Consider the following 23,617-nt stretch of genomic DNA (forward strand, 5'->3'; position numbering starts at 1 on the left):
CCTGGCATATTCACCGCCGGTATTGGCCGGATCGCGACGGGTGAGGACCGCAGGCCGGACAGCACTGATCTTCGCCAGTAGCGGAGCGAGAGCCTCCGCGATGAGTTCTTCCTGTTCACGGGGTCCGGCGGGTGAGGAATTCAGCGATCACGGCCGACGGAGACAGCCATGGGGCGACCGGAAACGTCGACGCGGAATTCACCGCCGCCCTGCACAGGAGTCCGGGCAAAGGCGGATGGACGTATGTCGTCTGGCCCGAATCCGTCGCCTTCTTCGACACCCGCGGGCTCGTCAAGATCCGCGGGACCATTGACGGTCACCCTTTCCGGAACTCTTTCATGACGCTGGGCGACGGCACCCACAAACTGCCCGTCAAGTCCGAGGTGCGCCGGGCCGCCGGCAAGGACGCGGGCGACACGGTCACGGAGCGTCTGCGCGAACGGCCCGGCGCGCAGGCGGTACACGCCGATCCCGCCACGAAGACACCCGTGCCCCGGAGGTGGCGGCTCACCTCCGGGGCACGGGTGGGGAAACGGCGGGTCAGGCAACAGCGAGTGCGTTGATGCGGGACAGCTCGTCCGCGTCGAAGTCCAGGTTGTCGATCGCGGCGACGCTGTCCTGCAGTTGCTCCGGGCTGCTCGCGCCCACCAGGGCGGAGGTCACCCGGCCGCCGCGCAGCACCCAGGCGAGCGCCATCTGGGCCAGTGACTGGCCGCGCGACTTGGCGATGTCGTTCAGGGCGCGCAGCCGGTCCACGAGCTCCTCGGTCAGCGCGTCGGACTTCAGGAACGGGCTGTCACCCGCGGCCCGCGAGTCCTCCGGGATGCCGTCGAGGTAGCGTCCGGTGAGCAGGCCCTGCTCCAGCGGCGAGTAGGCGATGGAGCCGACCGCCAGCTCGTCCAGCGCGTCCAGCAGCCCCTCCTCCTCCGGACGCCGGTCGAGCATGGAGTAGCGCGGCTGGTGGATGAGGAGCGGGGTGCCCAGTTCGCCCAGGATGCGGGCGGCCTCGCGGGTCTGCTCCGGCGAGTAGTTGGAGACGCCGACGTAGAGCGCCTTGCCCTGCTGGACCGCCGAGTGCAGGGCGCCCATCGTCTCCTCCAGCGGTGTCTGGGGGTCCGGGCGGTGCGAGTAGAAGATGTCGACGTACTCCAGGCCCATCCGCCCGAGGCTCTGGTCCAGTGAGGACAGCAGGTACTTGCGCGAGCCCCACTCGCCGTACGGGCCGGGCCACATCAGGTAGCCCGCCTTGGTGGAGATCACCAGCTCGTCTCGGTACGGCGCGAAGTCCGCCCTGAGCGCCTCGCCGAACGCGGACTCGGCGGCGCCGGGCGGCGGCCCGTAGTTGTTGGCGAGGTCGAAGTGGGTGATGCCGAGGTCGAAGGCACGGCGCAGGATGGCGCGCTGGGTCCGGACCGGCCGGTCGGGGCCGAAGTTGTGCCACAGGCCGAGTGACAGGGCGGGGAGCTTCAGGCCGCTGCGTCCCGTGCGCCGGTAGGGCATGCCGGCGTAGCGGTCGGGGTGTGCCGTGTACAACGCGACTCCAGAGGGGTTGGCACGGATGGATCGGTGTGCCTCCACTCTGTCGTGACCTGCGGGCAGTGGTCCAACAGAAGAATCCGATGGAATTCAGCGACTAGGCTTCTCAGTATGGAACTGCGTCATCTCCAGCACTTCGTCGCGGTCGCCGAGGACCAGCACTTCACCCGGGCGGCCGAACGGCTCCTGGTGTCCCAGTCGGGCCTGTCGGCCTCGATTAGGGCACTGGAGCGCGAGTTGCAGACCCCGCTGTTCGTACGGACCACCCGCCGGGTGACGCTCACCCCGGCCGGGCGGGCGCTGCTGGGCGAGGCGGAGCGGATCCTGGCTCAGGTGCGCTCCGCCCACGAGGCGGTGGCCGCGGTCCAGGGCGTGCTGCGCGGCATGCTCGCGCTCGGCACCGAGCAGTGCATCGCGGGGGTGAACGTGGCGCGGCTGCTCGCGGCGTTCCGCCACCGGCACCCGGATGTGGAGATCTGCCTGCGGCAGGCCGGCTCGGGCGCGCTGCTGGAGGAGGTGGCGGCGGGACGCCTGGACCTCGCCTTCGCCGTACGCACGGAGGAGAGCACCGACCAGTTGCGCTCCGTGGCGCTGACCCGCGAGCCGATGACCGTCCTGTGTCATCCGACACATCGTCTCGCCGCCGCCGGCGCGCCCGTCACGCCGCAGGAGCTGGGGAGCGAGGTCTTCGTCGACTTCCATCCCGACTGGGGGCCGCGGCGCGCGACGGACGCCGCCTTCACCAGGGCCGGTGTCCGGCGGACCGTGGATCTGGAGGTGAACGACGTGCACAGCCTGCTCGACCTGCTGGACGAGAACCTGGGCATCGCCGTCGTACCGCATCACTTCCGCCACAAGCGCCCGTCCCTCACGGCACTGCCGCTGAAGGGCACCGACGAGGCCGCCTACGAGACGGTGGCCCTGCTCCCACCCCCGGAGGCGACAAGCCCGGCGGCCCGCGCCCTGATGGACCTCCTCGACGCGAGGCCCGCCGACTGAGGCACGGCGCGGTGCGGCACGGCGGGTGCGGCGCGGCGACCTGGACGGCCCCGTCCTCGTACGGCCGCTGCGAACGGGGCCCTCGCCGGCCCGAAGTGGGCCGAGACGCTCACCCGACGCCGACCGCAGGGCCCCGTCCCGCCGCTCCGGGCGCGCGTGAACCACTACGGCCGGTCCGAGCTGGACCTGAACAGCCGCCCGGGACGTGCCCTGGCGACCCCGGCCATGGCCATGCCCGGCCCGCGCCGCCGGCAGGACAGGGCGGCACCGGCCGGGATGTGATGCCCGGTTCTAAGCGTGGGCGGCCGGAGCGTTCCGCTCCAGGCGGTCGGCCAGGGTGGCGGCGAAGTCCTCGGCGCGGGCCAGCTGGACCCGCAGCTTCTCCACCTGCTCGGCGGCGGCCTGCTGGTAGGTCCGTACCCGTTCCAGGAGGGCTTCGCGCTCGGCGGCGTCGAGGCCGGTTCCCGCGTCGAGGCGGTCGGTGGCGTCCAGCAGGTCGCGCATCTGGTCCAAGGTGAAGCCGAGCGGCTTCATGCGGCGGATGACCATGAGCCGGGCGACGTCGGCCTCGGTGTAGAGACGGAATCCGCCCTGCGAGCGGGCGGACGGGACGATCAGGCCGGTCTCCTCGTAGTGCCGGATGGTGCGCAGGGACAGCTCCGTGCGCGCGGCGACCTCGCCGATCTGCATGTGCCTGCCGTCCACGGCGTGATCCTCCGGCCCTTCTCGTCGTCGGCGGTCCCGGCCCGGGTGGGCGCCGCCGATCTCTACCCTAACGTTAGGGTAGGGTTGCTGCTGGTGAGGGTGGCGTGCCGCTGCCCCGCCGTTGCCGTGTCGGGGCCGAAGGTGCCCCCGGCGAAGATCCGATCCCTGCGGGAGAGAAGCGTGCGCGAGCCCATGACGCCTGCCGCCGCCACCTGCCCGCCGTGAGTCTTCGCTCCCGGACGCGAGGCAGGGCCGCACCTTTGCACAGGCCCTGACCCGTCCGTACTCGACTTGTGGCTCCGCATGTCGCGGCGCCGTCCGCGGGGTGCCGGCCCGGTTCCTCCGCGTCCTCCCGCACGCCTCGGCCTGCCGTAGGGGTGTGCCTGAGCACGACAGGTTCCCTCTTCCTTGTCCTCCGCTGCCACTGCTGTGTCCCCGGCCGCGCGCCTGCGCGGCCTGAAGCCCGACTGGATCTCCGATACGAAGGTCTGGCGCACCGAGGTCCTCGCGGGCCTGGTCGTCGCCCTGGCGCTGATCCCCGAGGCGATCTCCTTCTCGATCATCGCCGGCGTCGACCCCGCGATCGGCCTGTTCGCCTCCTTCACCATGGCCGTGGTCATCTCGATCGTCGGCGGACGCCGGGCGATGATCTCCGCCGCCACCGGCGCCGTCGCGCTCGTGATCGCCCCGCTCAACCGCGAGCACGGCTTCGGCTACCTGGTCGCCGCCGTCATCCTGGCCGGCGTCTTCCAGGTCGTCCTGGGCGCGCTGGGGGTGGCGAAGCTGATGCGGTTCATTCCCCGCTCGGTGATGGTCGGCTTCGTCAACTCCCTCGCCATCCTGATCTTCATGGCCCAGGTCCCCGAGATGACCGACGTGCCGTGGGCCGTGTACCCGCTGATCATCGGCGGCCTGGTGCTGATGGTGTTCTTCCCGAAGGTCACCACCGTGATCCCGGCGCCGCTGGTCTCCATCGTGATCCTGACCGTGATCACCGTAGGCGCGGCCATCGCGGTGCCGACCGTGGGCGACAAGGGCGAACTGCCTTCCTCCCTGCCCGTGCCGGGCCTGCCGGACGTTCCGTTCACCCTGGACACGCTGACGACGATCGCCCCGTACGCCTTCGCCATGGCACTGGTCGGCCTGATGGAGTCGCTGATGACCGCCAAGCTGGTCGACGACATCACCGACACCCACTCGAACAAGACCCGCGAGTCCGTCGGCCAGGGCATCGCCAACATCGTCACCGGCTTCTTCGGCGGCATGGGCGGCTGCGCGATGATCGGCCAGACGATGATCAACGTGAAGGTCTCCGGCGCCCGCACCCGCCTGTCCACGTTCCTCGCCGGCGTGTTCCTTATGGTGCTGTGCATCGTGTTCGGCCCGGTCGTCTCCGACATCCCCATGGCGGCCCTTGTCGCCGTCATGATCATGGTGTCGTTCGCGACCTTCGACTGGCACTCCATCGCTCCCAAGACGCTTCGGCGGATGCCCGCCGGGGAGATCGCCGTCATGGTCATCGCCGTCGGCTGCGTGGTCGCCACCCACAACCTCGCGGTCGGCGTCGTCGTCGGCTCGATCACCGCCATGGTCGTCTTCGCCAAGCGTGTCGCCCGCCTCGCGGAGGTCACCGCCGTGGTCGACCCCGATGGCAAGGCGGTGGTCTACCGGGTCACCGGCGAGCTGTTCTTCGCCTCCTCCAACGACCTCGTCGGCCAGTTCGACTACGCCACCGACCCCGACAAGGTCGTCATCGACCTGTCCGCCGCGCACATCTGGGACGCCTCCTCGGTGGCCGCCCTGGACGCGATCGAGACGAAGTACGGCCAGCGCGGCAAGACCGTCGAGATCACCGGGCTGAACGACCCGAGCGCCGATCTCCACCGCAAGCTCACCGGCGAACTCGCCGGCAGCCACTGACACGGCAGGCGAACAGCGAGCGGCCCCCGGCGCCCGGCCGGGGCCGCTCGCTGTTCTGCGGTGCAGTCCGGCAGTTCAGCGCCGGCGGCGGCCGCCGGTCGCGTTCGGCCACCTGCCGGGCGACCGCGTCGACGCCGGGGCGGGCAGACCGGCCCAGGGAGCGGACCGAGGCGTGCGGGGAGCGGGCCGGCAGCATCGGGGGGTTGAGGTGCCGCCCTCGGCGTCGTGGGTGAGCGCGGAGTGCCGCAGCCGGTACAGGGTCCGGCCGTCCGGGGCCGCGAGGTCGTCCAGGGAGGCCGGGCGGTCAGGCGGGGCAGCAGCTGAGCGGCGCCGGACCGCCAGTGGTTGCACTCCCTCACCCCGCCGTCTTCCACAAGGTCTTCTCCCGCAGGGAGACTCCCCGGCGCCAAAGGAAGCGATCAGGTTCTCGGCCAGGGCCTTGGGGCGGACCGGTGGGTACGGCCGCCGCTCGATGCCGATGGTCGGATCGCCTTCGCTCCAGCCCCGGCACTGCCACCGGCCGACAGCCTTGCGGGCGATGGACAGCCCCCGGTCGAGCGTGTCGGCGCCCCTCTCGCCCCTCTCGCCCCTCTCGTCCGCCCGGCTCCGCCGACTCCGCCGGCTGCCCCGGAAGCACCGGGTCGTCGATCGCGGCGACCGGGAAGACCGGCGGCTTCGCGCCCCGACGGGCCGGTCCGGCCGGGGCGCCCTCGCCGGAGCACATCCCACCTGCGTCGTGCGAATCCCGGCGATGCGCCATGGTGGGACGTATGCATGCCAAGGACATCCTCAGCGACGGCTACGGCCGCGTCCAGGAAGAAGTCCACGCCGTCGTCGAAGGCCTCACGGCCGACGGCCTCAACGCCCGCCCCGGGCCCACCGCCAACTCCGTCTCCTGGCTCATCTGGCACCTGACCCGCGTCCAGGACGACCACGTCGCCGACGCCGCCGGGCTGGAACAGGTCTGGTTCGGCCAGGACTGGGAGAAGCGCTTCGGGCTCGGGCTGCCGCGCCACGACACCGGCTACGGGCACAGCCCGGCGAAGGTCGCGAAGGTGCGGGTCGACTCCCCGGACCTGCTGACCGGCTACTACGACGCCGTGCACGAGCAGACCCGGGGCTTCCTGCGTGAAGTGACCGCCCAGGACCTCGAACGCGTCGTGGACGAGCGGTGGGATCCGCCGGTCACCCTCGGCACCCGGCTGGTGAGCGTCCTGTCCGACGACCTTCAGCACGTCGGACAGGCCGCCTACGTACGAGGGCTGCTTCAGGCCTCGTAGCCCGGCAGGATCACGTCCCGGATGAGGGCGTTGCGCTCGTCGAACGGTATGAACGCGCTCTTGACGGCGTTCACGGTGACGGTGCGCAGGTCCTCGACCGTCCAGCCGGCCTCCTCGACCAGCAGCGACATCTCGCGGGTCATGGTCGTGCCGGAGACCAGGCGGTTGTCGGTGTTGAGCGTGACGCGGAATCCGAGGTCGCGGAGCGCCGTGATGGGGTGCTCGGCGATCGAGGTGGCCGCACCGGTCTGGAGGTTGGAGGTCGGGCACATCTCCAGCGCGATCCGGCGGTCGCGGACCCATCCGGCGAGCCGGCCGAGCTTGCCGGACGCGAGGTCGGGGATGTCGTCCGTGATCCGCGCGCCGTGGCCGATGCGCTGCGCGCCGCACACCTGGAGCGCCTGGTGGATGCTGGGCAGGCCGTGCGCCTCACCGGCGTGGATGGTGAACGGCACGTTCTCCTCGCGCAGGTGCGCGAAGGCGGCCAGGTGGTCGGCGGGCGGGAAGCCGTCCTCGGCGCCGGCGATGTCGAAGCCGACGACGCCGGCGTCCCGGAAGGCGACCACGAGGTCGGCGATCTCCCGGCTGCGGTCGAACATCCGCATGCCGCACAGCAGCGTCCCCACCCGGACCGGCGTGCCGGCGGCCGCCGCCTTGGCCATGCCCGCGGCGAGCCCCTCCTGCACGGTCTCGACGACCTCGGGCAGGGTCAGCCCGCCCTTGACCATCAGCTCCGGCGCGTAGCGGACCTCGCCGTACACGACACCGTCCGCCGCCAGGTCGAGGACGTACTCCTCGGCCGTGCGCAGCAGGCCTTCGCGGGTCTGCATCACGGCGAGGGTGTGCTCGAAGGTGGCGATGTAGCGGACCAGGTCGCCGGAGTTGGCGGCGTCGTAGTACCAGGCGGCGAGTGCCTCGGGGTCGGTGGTGGGCAGGGTGTGCCCGACCGTCTCGGCGAGCTCCACGACGGTGGCGGGACGCAGGCCGCCGTCGAGGTGGTCGTGCAGGACGGCCTTGGGCAGGCGGCGGAGGGTCTCGGTGTCTACGCGCGTAGCTGTCATGGTGCGCCTTTCCTGGTGCGGGGTGTCCGAGCGAGCGGAACCGTGCGGGTGCGGGGGCTGTCGGGGCTGCGCGGTCAGTCGGCGGGCTGGAGCAGATCCCACCGGTTGCCGTACAGGTCCTGGAAGACGGCGACCGTGCCGTACGGCTCGTGCCGCGGCTCCTCCAGGAAGCTCACCCCCGCGGTGAGCGCCCGCGCGTGCTCGCGGGCGAAGTCGTCGGTGTGCAGGAAGAAGCCGACGCGGCCGCCGGTCTGGTCCCCGACCCGGGCCTGCTGGGCCTCGCCCTTGGCGCGCGCCAGCAGCAGGGCGGTGCCGGTGCCTCCCGTCCCGGGCTCGACCACGACCCAGCGGGAGCCGTCGGGGCGGGGCGCGTCCTCGGCGACCCGGAAGCCGAGGGCCTCGGTGTAGAAGCGGATCGCCTCGTCGTAGTCGTCGACGACGAGGGTGACCAGGGCGATGCGTGTCATCGGGACCTTCCGGCAGGGCTGATTGACGGGAGAGGTTATACGTAAAACCCCTCGGACGCCAGCCGTCGTCGCGCCTGCCCCCTACGAGGCGAAACGCCGGTGCGGCGACCGCGGTCGATGCCGTCGACGCGTTCGAAGGCGTCGACGCCCCAGACGCATCCCAGGTCGGCGTCCCGGACGGCGAGCCCGGCGACCGAGCGGGTCAGCAGGGCGTGCAATGCCGCGACGGCGCCGTCCCCCACCTCTGCGACGAATTTCGACACGGTCGACGGCATCGCCGCCCAGAGGGCCAGCAGGGCGCGCAATGCCGCGACGGCGCCGTCCCCACCTCTGCGACGAACGCCTCGACACGGTCGACGGCATCGTCCGAGTCGTCCACGGCGTCCACCGCTTCCGGTCCGTCGGCGGGGTCCGGTGCTCCTACGGGGGTGGGACCTTCCGGCGTGACGAGACCGGCGTGGCCGCCGCCGCGCGCCTGCGGGCGGACGGCGCGAGGCTCACAGCAGGTCCTCGATCATGATCGGCAGCTTGCGCACCCGCCGCCCGGTCGCGTGGTGCACGGCGTTGGCGATCGCGGCCGCCACACCGACCTGGCCGATCTCTCCGACGCCCTTGACGCCCAGCGGGTTGACGATGTCGTCCTCGACCTCGACGAGCTCCACGGCGACGTCGGGAGCGTCCGCGTTCACGGGGACCAGGTACTCCCCGAGGCTCGCGCTGACCCAGCGGCCGGTGTCCGGCTCCATGTGGTTGGCCTCCATGAGCGCCTGGCCGAGGCCCCACAGCATGCCGCCCATCAGCTGACTGCGGGCCGTCTTGGCGTTGAGGACACGGCCGGGCGCGAAGGCCCCGGTCATGCGCCGCACCCGGACGAGGCCCAGCTCCGCGTCCACGGCGACCTCGGCGAACTGGGCGCCGAAGGTCATCATGCCGTAGGGGATGTCGTGCGGCGGGGTCCACTGCCCCACGGCCTCGGCGTCCGGCCGGAAGTTGCGCACCAGCAGATCCCTGTACGACTCGGACGCGGTACCGGCGGTCATCACCCCGTCCCGCACCACGACGTCGACCGGGTCGGCCCCGTGCAGCGGTGAACCGGGATCGCCGACGGCGCTCGCGATCAGCTGCCCCCGCAGGGCGGTCGCGGCGCTGTGCACGGCCGCGCTGATCATGCCGGCGCCGGCCGAGCCCACGGCCGCGGCGATGTTGGGCAGGTCGGTGTCCCCGAACTCGAACCGGCAGCGCTCCACGCTCATGCCGAGGCCTTCAGCGGCGACCTGGGTCATGACCGTGGCGACGCCGGTGCCGAACTCGGGTGTGGCCGCCTGGACCAGGGCCGTGCCGTCCGCGTACACACGGGCCCGGGCGCGCTGGGGGTTGGCGAGCGGCGAGACCGGATAGCTCGCGGTGGCCATGCCCGTGCCGATCAGCCAGTTCCCGTCCCGGCGTACACCCGGCCGGGGATCACGCCCGGCCCAGCCGAAACGCTGCGCGCCACGCTCGTAGCACTCCCGCAGGCCGCTGCTGGACCAGGGCAGGCCCGACATGGCGTCGACGTCGGTGTGGTTGAGCAGGCGCAGTTCGAGGGGGTCAAGGCCCAGTTCGTGGGCGAGTTCGTCCATCGCGGAATCCAGCGCGAACATGCCGCTGGCCTCGCCCGGTGCCCGCATGAAGGTGGGGGTCATGGTGTTGGCGCGGAACAGCCGGTACTCGCCCTCGTAGGCGGGACATGCGTAGATCTGCGAGGAGACGCCGACGGAGGGTTCGGCCCAGTCGTCGAAGTGGGAGGTCGGGGACAGTTTGTGGTGCCGGATCGCGGTCAGCCTGCCCTCGCGCGTGGCGCCGAGGGTCACGTGCTGCTCCTGTTCCTCGCGGTGGCCCACGGAGGTGAACATCTGCTCCCGGGTGAGGGCGAGTTTCACCGGCCGGCCGACCTCACGGGCCGCCATCGCGGCGAGCGTCGAGTGGGCGTGGATCATCGCCTTGCACCCGAAGCTGCCGCCCACGTAGTGACCGAGGACCCTGATCTTCGACATCGGAACGCCGAGCAGCCGGGAGACGGTCATCTGTGTGGCGTTCACCCCCTGCGTGGCGTCGTACAGGATCAGCTCGTCACCGTCCCACTGGGCCGTGGTGCAGGAGGATTCGATCGGGTTGTGGTTGTTCGCCGCGTAGGTGTAGGTGGCGTCCACCCGGATGTCAGCGTCCTGGAGGGCGGCGTTCACGTCCCCGCGCTCGCTCCGGCCCGGTATCAAGCCGCCGAAGATCCGCTCGGGCACGTACGTCCGGTCGCGGCCCTGGTCGAGGGTGGTGACCGGTGGTGTCTCCTCGTAGGTGACGCGCAGCAGGCGTGCCGCGTGCTGGGCGCGTTCCCAGGTGTCGGCGACGACGACGGCGATCTGCTGGCCCGCGTAGTGGACGGTGTCGTCCTGCATCGGGAAGAAGGTCTGCGCGGGGGCCGCCGTCCCGGCGAGCGAGGGGATGAGCGGCGGCTGCTCGGCGATCTTCGGCAGCGTCCGGTGGGTGAGGACCGCGAGGACGCCCTCCTCGGCCAGCGCGGCGCTTACGTCGATCTCCGTGACCCGCCCGGCGGCGATGCGGGAGCCGACCACGTACGCGTAGGCCATGTCCGGGAGGGGGATCTCGGCGGAGTACCGTGCGCTTCCGCTGACCTTGGCGAAACCGTCGACGCGGTCGAGCGGCTGTCCGAGGGCGGACGGGATGGTGGCGGTCATGGCGGGCTCCCGGTCCCGGGCCGGGCCGCGGGCCCGCTTCCCGATCCGTCGCTGAGCGTGTCGAGGGCGCGGACGATCGCGCGCTGGGCGAGTTCGACCTTGAAGGCGTTCATGGCGGTCGGCCGGGCGTCGGCCATCTCCACGCGGCCGGCCAGGGCGAAGTTGTCCCGGTTCACGGCAGCGCCGATCAGGAAGTCCTCGGCGCGCCTGGCCCGCCAGGGCTTGGTCGCCACGCCGCCCAGAGCCATCCGCACGTCCGCGATCGTGCCGTCCACGACGGAGAGCGCGGCCGCGACCGAGACGAGCGCGAACTCGTAGGACTCACGGTCGCGGACCTTCAGATAGAGGGAGTGGCGTGCCGGCGGTGCGGGAGGCACCTCGATGCCGGTGATCAACTCACCGTGCTCCATGGGGTGTTCACGGTGCGGGGAGTCACCGGGAAGCAGGAAGAAGTCGTCGATCGGATAGGTGCGTTCGCCACCCGGCCCGAGGGTGTGCACGCGCGCGTCCAGCGCGACCAGGGCGACGGCGACGTCCGAGGGGTGGGTGGCGATGCAGTGTTCGCTGGTGCCGAGCACCGCGTGGCCGCGGCTGAAGCCCTCGATGGCCGAGCAGCCGCTGCCGGGCTCACGCTTGTTGCACGCGGACTCGGCGTCGCGGAAGTACGAACAGCGCACGCGCTGCAAGAGGTTGCCCCCCATGGAGGCCATGTTGCGCAACTGCGCGGACGCCCCCAGCTCCAAGGCCTGCGCGATCAGCGGGAACCGCTCGCGGACGACGGGGGCCGCCGCCACCTCGCTCATCCGGGCCAGGGCTCCGATGCGCAGACCGCCCTGCGGGGTGCCCTCGATCCCGGTCAGGGGAAGGCTGTTGATGTCGACGAGCCGCCGGGGGTTCAGCACGTTCTGCCGCAGCAGGTCGACCTCGGTGGTGCCCCCGGCGAGGAAGTCACTGGTGGGGTCGGCGCTCACGGCGGCGACGGCGGTCGCCGTGTCGGGTGCGCGGAGGTAGGTGATGGGCCGCACGAGGGGCCTCCTACGTCTGGTCGCGGACGGAGCGGATCGCGGCCCGGATGTGCGGATAGGCGGCGCAGCGGCAGATGTTGCCGCTCATCCACTCCTTGATGTCGGCGTCGTTCCGGGCATGGCCCTCCGCGATCAGTGCCACGGCGGACATGATCTGGCCGGGAGTGCAGTAGCCGCACTGGAAGGCGTCCTGCTCGATGAAGGCCTCCTGCATGGGGTGCGGTTCCCCGTGCGCGGCGAGCCCCTCGACGGTGGTCACCTCATGGCCCTCGCAGGTCATCGCGAGCGTGAGGCAGGCCAGCACCCGCCGTCCGTCCACCCACACCGTGCAGGCTCCGCAGGTGCCCTGGTCACAGCCCTTCTTCGCGCCCGTCAGGTCGAGGCGCTCCCGGAGTGCGTCCAGCAGGCTCACCCGCGGCTCGATGTCCAGGGTGTGCTCGGCGCCGTTGATCGACAGTCTCACCCGGACCGGACCGGGGCCTCGTTCCACACGTGCGGTGCCTGCTTGGGTGACGGCCTGGCCGCTGGTGGACATGGCACACCTCCAGAGAAAGCACCCTCAATTCTCGTACGGGCCCGGACAGGCCGCAAAAGCTGGATGCGGGGAAACGGATCAGGACGTGCCCGCGCCCGTGAACCGGTAACGGTGTGTACACCTGAAGGGGCCGCCCGGTGGCCGCCCCCTCGCGCGGGCGTGCTACGACTTCACGAACTCCAGCAGGTCGGGGTTGAGGACCTCCGGGTGGGTCGAGAGCATGCCGTGCGGATAGCCCTCGTACGACCTCAGCGTGCCGTGCTTCAGCAACTGGGCCGACAGCGGCGCCGCATCCGGGTAGGGCACGACCTGATCGTCCGTGCCGTGCGCGACGAGGACGGGTACGCCGATCTGCTTGAGGTCCTCGGTGAAGTCGGTCTCGGAGAACGCCTTGATGCACTCGTAGTGGGCGTTGGCCGCGCCCATCATGCCCTGACGCCACCAGTTGTCGATCAGGCCCTGGGACACTTCCGCGCCCTCCCGGTTGAAACCGTAGAAGGGGCCCGACGGCACCTCGGTGTAGAACTGCGCGCGATTGGCGGCCAGGGCGGCGCGGAATCCGTCGAAGACCTCGATCGGCGTTCCGCCCGGGTTGGACTCGGACTTGACCATGACCGGCGGCACGGCAGCGACGAGGACGGCCTTCGCGACACGGCCCGGCTTGGCGCGCGCGACGTAGTGCGCGACCTCGCCGCCGCCGGTCGAGTGCCCGATGTGCACGGCGCCCTGCAGGTCGAGCGCGTCGGTCAGCGCCGCGACATCGGCGGCGTAGGTGTCCATCTCGTGGCCGGTGGCGGACTGGCTGGAGCGACCGTGCCCGCGCCGGTCGTGGGCTATCACGCGATAGCCGTGGGCGAGGAAGAACAACATCTGGTTGTCCCAGTCGTCCGCGCTGAGCGGCCAGCCGTGGTGGAAGACGATCGGCCGGCCGTCACGCGGGCCCCAGTCCTTGTAGAAGATGGTCGTGCCGTCTGAGGTGGTGACCGTGCCCATTGCTGATCCTTCTGCTGGAAAGGCGAAGCGGCCTGGTCGCACGGGGGCGCCGACGCACTGCGGCGGCAACCGGGACCGAGCCGCACGGACGCGCTGGACCCGCGGACCGAAGGCCGCGGCCGGATCCATGTCAGCCACGTTACGCCCGCGTCCGGAATACCTCATTTTCTGCCCCCGGCGCGTGCCGGCCGCCGACCACCGGCATACGCCGTTCCGCCATCCCTGCCCTGCACGGGTGCTACCTGGGAGTAACTCCAGGTGGTTTGATGTGCGGCGCCACCCGCCCCCTTTCACCCACAGGGAGATCCAAAGACTGCCTATCTGTACTCCGAGCGCGCACGAAGAAGCCCGGCCACCGGGCGCTGGGAGCACCATTGGTGACGGGTCTTCAGACCGTCCGTCCCACAAGGGGCGCCGTCGGACGGATGAGGACGCCAGCGGGAGCGGGGTGGGCCGACCTCACCGGCACTCCCGCCCCCGCCGCGCCCTCCACGTGCGACGCACGGGCGCCGCACGCGGGTCCAGATGGGCTTCAGGCTCCAGCGGCGGACGACTTCGACGCGGAAGCGCTCGTGCGACCGGTTGGCGAAGGAGCGGTTAGCGATCACGTGCCTGGCGGCCCGCCGTCGGGCTTCCAGGTCGTCGGAGGCGTCCTCCCCCGCGAGGCACTGGGCGCACTCGACACGCTTCCGCTCCGGGAGGCTGTCGATGTCCTGGCCCGACTCCAGAAGCGGGTAGGGCGCCGTGCGCGACACAGGCGTCATGACGTCCTCACCGCGGAGAACTCCGTCGCCCGGGACCGCTACCCCGACGACCCGTGCGAGAACCTCGACTTCGTGCTCCACCGGGCGGGGCACGCCCGGCCGGCGGTCTGGAAGAGCGACGTCGTCAAAGGGGAGAGCGCGCCCTGGACGGTGTGGAGCTGGGGCACCGGCTACACGTACACGAACCTGTCGGACCACTATCCGGTCCTCGGGCAGAGGGACGTGGGCCCCGGGCGACCGGGGCCCACCTCTTCGGGCGTCTACGGGTAGGTGTAGGTGTTCAGGGCGTTCACCGCCGAGGCCGTGTCGCCGAGTTCGTAGCGGTCCACGGCGAGGAAGTTGGGCTTCTTGCGGGCGGCCGGCCGGCAGAAGCGGCCGGCCCGGTCGGCGAGCTTGGTGTTGTCCGTGCGGACCGTGCCGGAGATCGGGACGTCACGGAAGTGGTTCATCACGAACAACGGGCGGAAGCCGGGCTCGGTCCAGGTCAGCGGGATGTTGGTGTGCGCGTCGTACCAGCGGCTGTAGCAGGACCAGTCGGAGGAGCCGAGGCCGGAACCCATCGACCAGTGGTTCTCGACGGTCCACTCCCGCTGGTACATCACCCCGAAGCTGTCCCGGGTCAGACCGGCCGACTGGTCGGCGGAGCGGCTGTGGTCGGTGAAGATCAGCAGCCGGTCGTCGGCGGCGATCAGGTCGGCGAGCCGGGGCCAGCCGCTGTCGCGGACGCCGGTGCGGTCGGGGTGGTACAGGACGTCGTACAGACCGCTCACGCGGGCGAGTTCGGAGCGCAGGACGCCCGGGTCGACGTAGTCCTCCAGGAAGACGGTGACGAACTGGTCGGGGTGTGCCCGCAGGAAGTCCACGATCCGCTGGAGGTCGACCCACAGGGCGACCGGCCTGCTGACCAGGGTGCAGCTGTTGTGGCAGAGAATCGCGCCGTCGGGGGTCTGGTGGATGTCGAGCATGAATCCGCGTACGCCGTCGGCGAGTTGCTGGTTGATGCCGCGGGACTGGTTCGGCGCGAGGTTCACGAACGGTGGGGCGAAGCCACCGTCGACGCCGTTGGCGTAGGCGTTGTGCGAGGTGAGGAACGTGACCTGGTCCAGGGTGCGCCGGTCCTGCGGCGGCATCGGGGTGGTGGCCGGGGTGACGGGGGTGAGGTACCAGGACGCGAGGGCGCCGGGGGCGCCGACGGTCAGTGGGGCGGGGTAGTTGGCGCCGGCGGGCTTGGGGGCGAGCGTGAGATGGCGGTCGGTCCCGGGCGCCTTGAGGGTGTACCGGTCCGCGCCGGTGGGCGTGATCTCCCAGGCCGCGTCGGTGCTCGTACAGGTGACGGTCCGCGCCTGGTCGCCGGAGCGCCCGAGGCAGGTGCCGGTGGCGTCGGTGCTTTCGAGGACGTACGAGCCACCGCTCGGCCGCAGGTTCCACTGCTGGCGGTCCTCGTTGCCCTTGGGTCTGTGCTGCTCGACCGCGCCCTGGTTGTCGGCGGCGTTGAGGCCGGTGGTGGCGCTCTGCAGGTAGTACGTGCCGGAGGCCGGGGACGCGGGTGCGGCCCCTGCCGGGGGTGGGGGCGCCACGACCGCGGCGGCCAGCGCGGCGGTCGTGGCGAGGAGGGCGTGGGGGGTGCGACGCATGACGTGCCCTTCGTTTCGCGGCGTGATGGTCAGGTGCATGACACCATGCCCCGCGAACCGGCGTCAGCAGTAGAGGTTGCCGCCCGGTGAAACACCGAGAATCTGGGTGAACCTCTGGTAGTTGTTCACCCTGCTCTGCACCTGCGCGGGGTTCTTGCCGTCGCACTCCAGCGAGCCGTTGATGCTGCGGATCGTCTGCCCGAAGCCGGCGCCGTTCACCATGGCGTTGTGGCCGGTCATGGTGCCGGGCCCGGACTGGGTGTTCCAGTACCACAGGCCCGTCCTCCAGGCGACGGAGGCGTTGTTCTGCACCATCCACGGATCGCCCAGGAGGTTCAGACCGAGCGCGTCGCCCGCGGCCTTGTAGTTGAAGTTCCAGCTCAGCTGGATGGGACCGCGGCCGTAGTAGGCGGCCTGGCCCGCCGGGCAGCCGTACGACTGACTCCAGTCGCAGTAGTGCGGGTAGTTGGCCTGGTTCTGCTCGACGATGTGCACCAGGCCACCGGTCTCATGGCTGACGTTCGCGAGGAAGGCGGCCGCCTCCTGCTTCTTCACGGTGTCGCTGCCCGTGTTCGCGAAGGCGGGGTACGCGCTCAGGGCCGCGGTGAGGCCGCTGTACGTGTAGAACGAGTTCCGGTTCGGGAACATCTGGTTGAACTGCGCCTCGCTGACCACGAATCCGGCGGCCGACGCGGTGGGGGCCGACTGCAGGGCCAGGGCGGTGCCCGCGAGTGCGAGCGAGCTCAGGAGTGCGGAGATGCGGAAACGACGCCTCGACACAGGTTCAGCTCCTTTGCGGTGCACGGCCGCTCCCCGAGGAGGGGGGGCGGCCGTGGTGGGGGGTTGGTCCGACACTCAACCGCGTTGGTCTGTACCAGTCAAGGGTGTAGACCAGTCAACTCGCCCGGCGCCCAGGCCGAGTTGACATGCGGGCCCCGCTCGCACGCCGTATCGACAAGGGATCAGCTGGCAGAACTCCGCGCCGCCACGGCACTTCTGACAGTCATATGGGCGTGACCGCCGGACGGACCACCCCCGCTCGCCCCGTGGGCGACGGCCTCGGCGACCACCCCGCGTACGCCGCGGTCGGCGCCCTCACCTCACGACCCGGCTCTGACCGAAATCCGCCCCCGGCTGACCAGCGGACGCAGTCACGCGACGGTCGGGCTGCGCCGCACCGCGGCGGATGCGCCCGCCAACAGGCCCGCGATACGGCTCGGTTACCCCCTGAGCGCTCGGGCCGCCGGCCTCCTAGCCCCCGCTTTCGTACGTCCCTTGCGCAGGAACCGCCGCAGGCGGGTCAGTGGCCAGGTGTTGATCACATCGTCCTTGGTCAGCCAGCCCCGCTGTGCCGTGCCCACGCCGTAGCGCAGATGGGCCAGATGGAGCGTGGAGTGCGCGTCGCTGTCGATGGCGAACTTCACCCCGTGCCGCTTGGCCCGCAGGATGTGCTCGTCGTTCAGGTCGAGCCGGTCGGGATGGGAGTTGATCTCCAGGGCCGTGCCGGTGTGCGCGCAGGCGGCGAAGAGCGCGTCCAGGTCGGCGTCGACGCCGGGGCGCTTGCCGATGATGCGGGTGGTGGGGTGGCCGATGATGTTGATGTACGGGTTCTCGCAGGCCCGCAGGAAGCGCCGGGTCATCGCGTCGGGCGCCTGGTTGAAGTGCGAGTGCACCGAGGCCACGCACAGGTCGAAGCCGGCCAGGAAGTCGTCCGGCCAGTCCACGCCGCCGTCGGGGTCGATGTTCAGCTCCACGCCGTGCAGCAGCCTCATCCCACCGCGCCCGCCGCGCCCGCCGTACTCCCTGTCGAGTTCACGGACGCGCTCACGCTGGGCCAGCATCCGTTCGCCGGTCATGCGCTGCATGTAGAGGTTGGGCGCGTGGTCGGTGATCGCGTAGTAGGAGTGGCCGCGGTCGCGGGCCGCCGCCACCATCTCCTCCAGCGGGGCGAGGCCGTCCGTGAGGTCCGTGTGGGTGTGCAGGTCACCCCGGATGTCGGACTCCTGGACAAGCTGGGGCAGTTCGTCGCGCAGCCCCGCCTCGATCTCGCCGCGGTCCTCGCGCAGCGCCGGCGGGATCCACGGCAGGCCGAGCCGCGCGTAGACGTCCTCCTCCGACTCGGAGACGATCTTCTCCCCGCTCTCCACGTCGAACAGCCCGTACTCGGAGAGCTTCAGCCCCTGGTGCACGGCCCGCTCCCGGGTACGGATGTTGTGCGCCTTCGAGCCGGTGAAGTACTGCAGTGCGGCTCCCCAGGCGTCCGGCGGTACGACCCGCAGGTCGACGGCGAGGCCCTTGGTGGTGCGGATCGACGTCTTCGTGGTGCCCCGGGCGATGACCTCGCCGGTCTCCGGCAGTTCGGTGAAGGCCCGCATCAGCGGCGCCGAGTCCTCGGCCGCGGCGAGGATGTCGATGTCCCCGACGGTCTCCCGGCCCCGGCGCAGCGAGCCGGCGTACGCGCATCGACGGCAGCCTCGCACCTTCGACAACTGGGCGACCATGCCCTCGGCCACGTCCATGGCGGCGTCGATCAGCGTCCGGTCCCCGGAGGACTGCAGCAGCGCGATGCCGTGCAGGATGTTCTCCTCGGTCCTGGGCCCGAAGCCCTTCAGGTCCCGCAGCCGCTCCTGCCGGATGGCGCCGGCCAGTTCCTCGATCGAGGAGATTCCCAGTTCCTCGTAGACGGCCATGGCCTTCTTCGGGCCGAGTGTGGGGATGGCCGTCAGCCGCCGGACGCCTGCGGGGATTCTCGCCCGCAGTTCCTCGATCGCGGAGACCTTGCCCGTGCCGAAGTACTCGACGATCTTCTCCGCGATCGACTTGCCGACGTTGGGGATCTCCTGCAGACCCTTGAGGTCGAGTCTGGACACGTCGGCATGGTGACCGCCGATCGCCCGTGCGGCCTTCTCGTACACGCGTGCCCGGAAGGCGTCTCCTCCGGTGATCGAGATCAGATCCGCGTACTCGGCGAACAGCGCGGCCACCTCATCGTTGGAACGAGCCACGTCTCCAGGGTATGCACGCCTCTCGCGCCCCGCTCAGCTGAGCGGGCGCGACGACACCGGGTCGGCCGCCCGCCGTGCGGCCCTCGGCCCCGGGACCGGCGACGCCCCGGGATCGACACCCCGCGCCACGGCAGCGGAAGATCCTTCCCATGACCACCACACCGCACCCGCTCGTCGTCCGCGCCCGGCAGCTGGCCGACGGCCTCCTCTCCCCCGACGCCGAAAGGGTGGACCAGACGCAGGTGCCGGCCGGTCACATCGCCGCGATCAAACGGTCCGGGCTGCTGGGGCTCGGCGCGCCCGAGGAGTACGGCGGGTCGGCCGCGCCCGCCGGCGTGGCCCGGGAGACCGCGGAGATCCTGGCGGGGGCCTGCTGCTCGACCTGGTTCGTCCAGACGCAGCACCACACGCCGGTCGCTACGCTGGTGAAGGGCGCGGAGCCGGTACGGCAGCGGCTGCTGGGACCGATGGCCCGCGGTGAACTGCTCTCCGGCGTCGCCTACGCGCATCTGCGGGCCCATCCCCGGACGCCGGTGCGGGTGGTGCGCGAGCGGGGCGGGTGGCGGTTCGACGGGACGGTGCCCTGGTACACCGGGTGGGGCCTGAACGACGTGATGCTGCTCGCCGGGGTGACCGACGGCGGCGAGGCCCTGTTCGCGTTCACCGAGGCGCGGGAGCGGCCGGGGATGCGCGCCTCGCCTCCCATGCGGCTCGCGGCGCTCACGGCGGCGCGCACGGTGTCGCTGGAACTCGACGGGATGTGGCTGCCCGAGGAGGCGGTGGCCGTGCGGACACCCTACGAGCAGTGGGCCGCCGGGGACCGCCCGAAGACGGTGGCCGCCTCCCCCGCGGTGTTCGGTGTCACCGAGGCCGCTCTCGGCCTGGTGGACGACGCTGTCGCGGGGCCGCTGCGCGCCCGTCTCGCCGAGATCCGCAGTCGCGCCTACGCGCTCGCCGACGAGGCGGCGCCGCACGAGCACCTGGACGAGCGGCTGGCGCTCAGGCTGCGGTCGTACGAGGTGATGCGCGCGGCGACCACGGCGGCCGTGGTGTCCGGGGGCGGCCGGTCCATGGCCGTGACCAGCAAGGCCCAGCGGCTCGCCCGCGAGGCGATGTTCCTGCTGGTCCAGGGTCAGACGGCGCAGTCGCGGCGCGCGCACCTCGACGCCCTGGCCTCATGACGCCCCAGCGGCTGCCGGCGTGGAGGGCCGGCGTGGGCGCACTCCTCGACACGACGGGCACGCGCGGGCGCGGGACAGCGGCGCCGGGCGGGGCTGTCAGGTGGCGGCAGCGGGCGGCACAGGCCGGCGCCGCTCTCTGAGACGGCCGAGGCGGAGCTCGCCGTGCTCGGGGTGCTCGACCCGCCGGCCGGCCCAGTTCACCGCCATGTGCGCCCGCCGGCCGGGCGTGCGCCCCGGGGGCACGCACAGCCGCCGGCGGTCAGTCCTCGTCTCGCACCGGAACCACCACGAGGAACGCGTCCTGCCTCAGGTCCATCACCACCGTGGCCGGCTCCCCCTCGGCACGCAGCGCGGCGGCGTACTCCTCCGCCGGCCACGATCCTCGCGGAGCTCCGGCGGGAAAACGCTCCATCACCTTCGCACTCATAGCCGCAGACACCTCCACGTCCTCCCGCCGAACCCTCGACGGACGCGGGCAACTCCCGTACGATTCGCCTGCCCTCGATCCCCGCGATCATGTACATCCGCGTGAACCGCACGCAACAGGCGGTGACGGGCGGGTGTCCCGCTCCGGCCGGGCGCCCCCGTTCTCAGCCGGCGGAGGCCCGGTGCAGAGAGAGTTCCTCGTTCCGCGCCGCCAGAAGGCGCAGCGCGACCGTGAGTTCGGCCTCGGAGAAGGGGGCCCGGGTGGCGGCGGTCGCCTCCGCGAGCGGCCGGCAGTACCAGGGGCCCGTCGAAGGGGCGGCGCAGACGTAGCGCAGATGGACCACGCGGCGGTCGTCGCCGCCACGGACCCGCCGGACGAGCCCCGCGCGCTCCAGCCGCTCCACGCAGGCGGAGACGGACCCGGAGGTGAGTCCCAGGTGTTCGCGCGACCGTCCCGGCGTCATGGGCCCGTCGGGTCCAGGACGGCCGCGAGTGCCTGTAGGTCGGTCGCGTTCAGGCCGTTGCCCGCGAACCCGTGGACCAGGCGGTCGATCTCGACGTTCATCCGGCGCAACTGCACGGCGAGGTACCGCAGGTCGAGGCCCCCGGGGGCCGCCGCGCACCCGCGCCGCACATGATCGATTCTGTCCATGATGATCAGAGTGGCGACCTCTACACATAAAGGCCAAATAAGAGCAGAATGTGCATAACACCGCGCTTACCGCGTACCGCACCAGCCGCGGTCTGGCCAGCGAAGTCAGAAGGAGACGAGTCATGGCCAACGTCCAGCCCACCAGAGGTGACATGACCGGCCACCCCGACGCCCACGAGATGCGGGCTCGCTACGCCCGTGTGCTCGGCGGCCGCGACGTGGCACTCGTGGACGGACCGGTGTTCCTGCTCGGTCTGTACTGCGCCGTGTCCCCCTGGGTGATCCACTACGCCACCGGCCAGCCCTCACTCGCGACCCACAACCTGATCATCGGGATCGCGATCGGTCTGCTGGCACTCGGGTTCACACGGGCACCCGAGCGCATGTACGGCCTCAGCTGGGCCATGTGCGCCCTGGGTGTGTGGATGATCATCTCGCCGTGGATCGTCGGCGCGAGCCCGGACGCGGGCGTCGTCTGGAACAACGTCATCATCGGCGCTCTGGCCGTGATCCTGGGCCTGGTGTGCGCCGGTACGGCTGCGAAGAGCGCCCCCAAGCCATAGGTATCCCCGACAGGAAGGGAGTCGATGAACAGCACCGAGGCCGGCCCGCCGTGCCTGGCGGACCGGCCGTTTCACGTGTCTCAGTCGCCGGGCACCAGCCACGGCTCCTGCGGCAGCGGACTGCCGGTCTCCAGCAGCGACTTGAGGTTGGACAGCACGGCGGCCCAGCCGGACGCCGCAGCGGCGCGCTCTCCCTCGTCGGCGAGGTCCTCGTGGGTGACGGTGAGGCGGACGATGTCGCCGTGCGGCCGGATGTCGAAGGTGACGCGGGAGTGCCTGGCCTCGTCCGCCTCGTCCTCGGGGGCGGCCCAGGTGGTGACCAGCCGGGTGGGGCGCTCACTCTCGGCGACGATGCCGACGACGTCGGCGACGCCGGAGCCGTCCGTGCGGACGTGCGCCCAGCGGGACCCGGGCTTCCAGTCGGAGACGTTGCTGTGCCCCCAGTAGCCGGCGGTGAGGTCCGCGTCGGTGAGCGCGTCCCAGACCTTCTCCGGGGTGCTCGCGATGTAGGTGACGTACACGAATGTGGGCTTGTCGGCCATGGCTTCCTCGGCTTGTCGCTTCACGGCGCCGAGCGCACGCAGGCGCGGACGCTCGAACTTGTCGATCCACCGCTCCTGGATCTCGTGGAGCGGCACCGGGTTGAGGTAGTGCAACTTCGTCCGGCCCCGCCGCACCGTGCTGACCAGGTTGGCGTCCTCCAGGACGGCCAGGTGCCGGGTCACCGACTGGCGGGTCATCTCGATGCGCTCGCACAACTCGCCGAGCGTCTGCCCGTTGTCCTCGTGCAGCCGGTCCAGCAGGCGCATGCGGGTCTCGTCGGCCAGGGCCCTGAAGACCCTGTCCAACCGGAAGTCGTCGTCTTCTGATCGCACACTCAAAGTTATGCAGCCAATTGCCTGCATGTCAACCGCGCGGAGTCCCGCAGGAGGGTTTGCGCAGTTCGAACCGCCGGTACCGGCGCGGGCGGGACGACCGAGGCGCCCGTCCCCCGACACGGGGCGTCGTCGCCGGTGCCGCGGCCGCGTTCGACGCGGCCCTGGGTGTGCTCGGGGCGTGGACGTCACCGACCGAGGAGGCGGCCGTACGCCATGGTGAGCGAAGCCGAGATGCCGCATGGCTGGCGGACCTGGGCGTACCGCCGCCTCCGGTGCGGAGTTTGCCGGTGAACGAGGTGGCGCCCGGCGTGGTCGTGGAGGGGCCGGTTCCCGAGCTCACCGACGCGGTGCGGGAGCTGCACCGGCGCTTCCACCGCGCGGGGGGGCTGAGCCGCCCCGACGGGCGCCCGTGACCGAGGCCGGGCCCCATCGGTGCATCGGCCACCGATGGGGCCTCCTGGCGCGCGCCGGGAGCCACAGGGGCTCAGCGGGCCGGACGGACCGGGCGGGACACGCGGACTCGGCGAGCCGCACGGACTCGGCAAGCCACGTGGTCTCAGCGCACCACCCGTGCCCGGGACCGCCGGTAGAGCACCGCGCCGCCCAGCACCAGCGCCGCGGCACCGATCGCGGTGGGCAGGGTCGCGTCCGCACCCGTCTCGGCGAGGCCGGGCCCGGCGTGCTGGACCACCGGCTTCGGCAGGGCCTTGGGCGGCACCGACGGCTCGGGTGCCGGTCGCACGGGCCGCTCGGGACGGACCGGCCGGTCGCCGGGGGTGTTCACGGACTCGTTACCGACGGCCCCGTTGCCGACGCCGACGACGTTCACACTGTTGCCGGTGACGTTCACCGGCACATGCACCGGGAGCTGCACCCCGTTGCCGGAGAGCACGCCGGGCGAATCCTTTCCGCTGCTCGTGGCGGTCGCTCCCCCGCCCGCGGCGGCCCCCGAACCGGGGCCCTCCTCCCGGGCGTCGCCGGTGTTGGCGCAGCGGTTGCCCGCGGCGGGGTTCAGCAGCCCCACCACGTTCACGGTGTTGCCGCAGGCGTTCACCGGGACGTGCACCGGGAGCTGGATGGTGTTGCCGGAGATCAGCCCTGGTGAGCCGACCGCGGCTCCGTCGGCCGCCGAGTCGGCGTGCGCCGGAAACGTCACAGCCATCGCGCCGGACACGGCGGCGACGGCGATCACACCGTTTCGGGTAACCCGTTTCATAGGGTCCCTGCCTTCCAGACGTGGTCGCGGGCACTCACCCGCACC

Annotated in this window: 21 protein-coding genes and 3 pseudogenes; 8 read left to right on the top strand and 16 right to left on the bottom strand. The window is 71.5% G+C overall.

What is annotated here, in order from left to right; translation table 11 throughout:
• Nucleotides 1–146: 146 nt before the first annotated feature.
• A pseudogene (locus ACGF8A_RS23275) lies at nucleotides 147–443 on the top strand (DUF1905 domain-containing protein); the annotation flags it as partial.
• Between the two features lie 97 nt (nucleotides 444–540).
• Here ACGF8A_RS23275 and mgrA read toward each other — a convergent pair.
• Entirely contained in the window at nucleotides 541–1,533 is a 993-nt protein-coding gene (mgrA, locus tag ACGF8A_RS23280) for an L-glyceraldehyde 3-phosphate reductase (protein WP_393111127.1), read from the bottom strand.
• Nucleotides 1,534–1,647: 114 nt separating this feature from the next.
• On the opposite strand from mgrA, the gene ACGF8A_RS23285 reads away from it, so the two are divergent.
• A complete protein-coding gene (locus ACGF8A_RS23285; RefSeq protein ID WP_393111129.1) occupies nucleotides 1,648–2,535 on the top strand; it encodes a LysR substrate-binding domain-containing protein in 888 nt (295 codons plus the stop codon).
• Nucleotides 2,536–2,826: 291 nt separating this feature from the next.
• On the opposite strand, the gene ACGF8A_RS23290 is transcribed toward ACGF8A_RS23285, so the two are convergent.
• The gene (locus ACGF8A_RS23290; RefSeq protein WP_393111131.1) at nucleotides 2,827–3,240 is read right to left on the bottom strand and encodes a MerR family transcriptional regulator; all 414 of its coding nucleotides are present in this window, start codon (nucleotides 3,238–3,240) and stop codon (nucleotides 2,827–2,829) included.
• A 429-nt stretch (nucleotides 3,241–3,669) separates the two neighbouring features.
• Between ACGF8A_RS23290 and ACGF8A_RS23295 the strand changes: the two genes are divergently transcribed.
• Together ACGF8A_RS23295 and ACGF8A_RS23300 are read left to right on the top strand one after the other, a co-directional pair.
• On the top strand, nucleotides 3,670–5,160 hold the full coding sequence (locus tag ACGF8A_RS23295) for a SulP family inorganic anion transporter (protein WP_393111279.1): 1,491 nt from the start codon (nucleotides 3,670–3,672) through the stop codon (nucleotides 5,158–5,160).
• 770 nt (nucleotides 5,161–5,930) lie between these two features.
• Nucleotides 5,931–6,440, top strand: a complete 510-nt coding sequence (locus ACGF8A_RS23300) for a DUF664 domain-containing protein (protein ID WP_393111133.1) — start codon at nucleotides 5,931–5,933, stop codon at nucleotides 6,438–6,440.
• Here the strand turns inward: ACGF8A_RS23300 and ACGF8A_RS23305 are convergent.
• The 7 genes from ACGF8A_RS23305 to ACGF8A_RS23335 form a co-directional block, all read right to left on the bottom strand.
• The gene (locus tag ACGF8A_RS23305) at nucleotides 6,428–7,501 is read right to left on the bottom strand and encodes an adenosine deaminase (RefSeq protein WP_393111135.1); all 1,074 of its coding nucleotides are present in this window, start codon (nucleotides 7,499–7,501) and stop codon (nucleotides 6,428–6,430) included. The genes ACGF8A_RS23300 and ACGF8A_RS23305 overlap by 13 nt on opposite strands.
• Nucleotides 7,502–7,575: 74 nt before the next feature.
• Nucleotides 7,576–7,968: a VOC family protein gene (locus ACGF8A_RS23310; protein ID WP_393111137.1), complete on the bottom strand. Its 393-nt coding sequence runs from the start codon at nucleotides 7,966–7,968 to the stop codon at nucleotides 7,576–7,578.
• Between the two features lie 35 nt (nucleotides 7,969–8,003).
• Nucleotides 8,004–8,231: a hypothetical protein gene (locus tag ACGF8A_RS23315; RefSeq protein ID WP_393111139.1), complete on the bottom strand. Its 228-nt coding sequence runs from the start codon at nucleotides 8,229–8,231 to the stop codon at nucleotides 8,004–8,006.
• A gap of 234 nt (nucleotides 8,232–8,465) precedes the next feature.
• On the bottom strand, nucleotides 8,466–10,700 hold the full coding sequence (locus tag ACGF8A_RS23320) for a xanthine dehydrogenase family protein molybdopterin-binding subunit (protein ID WP_393111141.1): 2,235 nt from the start codon (nucleotides 10,698–10,700) through the stop codon (nucleotides 8,466–8,468).
• On the bottom strand, nucleotides 10,697–11,725 hold the full coding sequence (locus ACGF8A_RS23325) for an FAD binding domain-containing protein (RefSeq protein WP_393111143.1): 1,029 nt from the start codon (nucleotides 11,723–11,725) through the stop codon (nucleotides 10,697–10,699). The genes ACGF8A_RS23320 and ACGF8A_RS23325 overlap by 4 nt, the downstream gene beginning before the upstream one ends.
• 10 nt (nucleotides 11,726–11,735) lie before the next feature.
• Nucleotides 11,736–12,260: a (2Fe-2S)-binding protein gene (locus tag ACGF8A_RS23330; protein ID WP_393111145.1), complete on the bottom strand. Its 525-nt coding sequence runs from the start codon at nucleotides 12,258–12,260 to the stop codon at nucleotides 11,736–11,738.
• A gap of 162 nt (nucleotides 12,261–12,422) precedes the next feature.
• On the bottom strand, nucleotides 12,423–13,253 hold the full coding sequence (locus tag ACGF8A_RS23335) for an alpha/beta fold hydrolase (RefSeq protein WP_393111147.1): 831 nt from the start codon (nucleotides 13,251–13,253) through the stop codon (nucleotides 12,423–12,425).
• A gap of 773 nt (nucleotides 13,254–14,026) precedes the next feature.
• On the opposite strand from ACGF8A_RS23335, the pseudogene ACGF8A_RS23340 reads away from it, so the two are divergent.
• Nucleotides 14,027–14,287, top strand: a pseudogene (locus ACGF8A_RS23340) (hypothetical protein); the annotation flags it as partial.
• On the opposite strand, the gene ACGF8A_RS23345 reads toward ACGF8A_RS23340, so the two are convergent.
• The 3 genes from ACGF8A_RS23345 to polX form a co-directional block, all read right to left on the bottom strand.
• A complete protein-coding gene (locus ACGF8A_RS23345; RefSeq protein WP_393111149.1) occupies nucleotides 14,278–15,651 on the bottom strand; it encodes an RICIN domain-containing protein in 1,374 nt (457 codons plus the stop codon). The pseudogene ACGF8A_RS23340 and the gene ACGF8A_RS23345 sit on opposite strands and share 10 nt — an antisense overlap.
• A 63-nt stretch (nucleotides 15,652–15,714) precedes the next feature.
• Nucleotides 15,715–16,368, bottom strand: a complete 654-nt coding sequence (locus tag ACGF8A_RS23350; RefSeq protein ID WP_393111281.1) for a chitinase — start codon at nucleotides 16,366–16,368, stop codon at nucleotides 15,715–15,717.
• A gap of 503 nt (nucleotides 16,369–16,871) precedes the next feature.
• Nucleotides 16,872–18,656: a DNA polymerase/3'-5' exonuclease PolX gene (gene polX / locus ACGF8A_RS23355; protein ID WP_393111151.1), complete on the bottom strand. Its 1,785-nt coding sequence runs from the start codon at nucleotides 18,654–18,656 to the stop codon at nucleotides 16,872–16,874.
• 149 nt (nucleotides 18,657–18,805) lie between these two features.
• Between polX and ACGF8A_RS23360 the strand changes: the two genes are divergently transcribed.
• The gene (locus ACGF8A_RS23360) at nucleotides 18,806–19,837 is read left to right on the top strand and encodes an acyl-CoA dehydrogenase family protein (protein WP_393111153.1); all 1,032 of its coding nucleotides are present in this window, start codon (nucleotides 18,806–18,808) and stop codon (nucleotides 19,835–19,837) included.
• Between the two features lie 259 nt (nucleotides 19,838–20,096).
• Here ACGF8A_RS23360 and ACGF8A_RS23365 read toward each other — a convergent pair whose 3' ends face one another.
• The gene (locus tag ACGF8A_RS23365; protein WP_393111155.1) at nucleotides 20,097–20,264 is read right to left on the bottom strand and encodes a hypothetical protein; all 168 of its coding nucleotides are present in this window, start codon (nucleotides 20,262–20,264) and stop codon (nucleotides 20,097–20,099) included.
• A 163-nt stretch (nucleotides 20,265–20,427) separates the two neighbouring features.
• Nucleotides 20,428–20,915, bottom strand: a pseudogene (locus ACGF8A_RS23370) (MarR family transcriptional regulator).
• Between the two features lie 122 nt (nucleotides 20,916–21,037).
• Here ACGF8A_RS23370 and ACGF8A_RS23375 point away from each other — a divergent pair.
• On the top strand, nucleotides 21,038–21,478 hold the full coding sequence (locus tag ACGF8A_RS23375; RefSeq protein ID WP_393111157.1) for an SPW repeat protein: 441 nt from the start codon (nucleotides 21,038–21,040) through the stop codon (nucleotides 21,476–21,478).
• An 80-nt stretch (nucleotides 21,479–21,558) separates the two neighbouring features.
• Here ACGF8A_RS23375 and ACGF8A_RS23380 read toward each other — a convergent pair whose 3' ends face one another.
• Nucleotides 21,559–22,326 carry an ArsR/SmtB family transcription factor gene (locus ACGF8A_RS23380; RefSeq protein WP_393111283.1) on the bottom strand — a complete coding sequence of 256 codons (768 nt, stop codon included), beginning with the start codon at nucleotides 22,324–22,326 and terminating at the stop codon, nucleotides 21,559–21,561.
• A gap of 86 nt (nucleotides 22,327–22,412) precedes the next feature.
• On the opposite strand from ACGF8A_RS23380, the gene ACGF8A_RS23385 reads away from it, so the two are divergent.
• Entirely contained in the window at nucleotides 22,413–22,769 is a 357-nt protein-coding gene (locus ACGF8A_RS23385) for a hypothetical protein (RefSeq protein ID WP_393111297.1), read from the top strand.
• Between the two features lie 143 nt (nucleotides 22,770–22,912).
• Here ACGF8A_RS23385 and ACGF8A_RS23390 read toward each other — a convergent pair whose 3' ends face one another.
• Nucleotides 22,913–23,572, bottom strand: a complete 660-nt coding sequence (locus ACGF8A_RS23390) for a chaplin family protein (RefSeq protein ID WP_393111159.1) — start codon at nucleotides 23,570–23,572, stop codon at nucleotides 22,913–22,915.
• Between the last annotated feature and the right edge of the window lie 45 nt (nucleotides 23,573–23,617).

The sequence above is a fragment of the Streptomyces sp. NPDC047706 genome (assembly GCF_043204795.1).
In the GTDB taxonomy this organism is placed as follows: Bacteria; Actinomycetota; Actinomycetes; order Streptomycetales; family Streptomycetaceae; genus Streptomyces.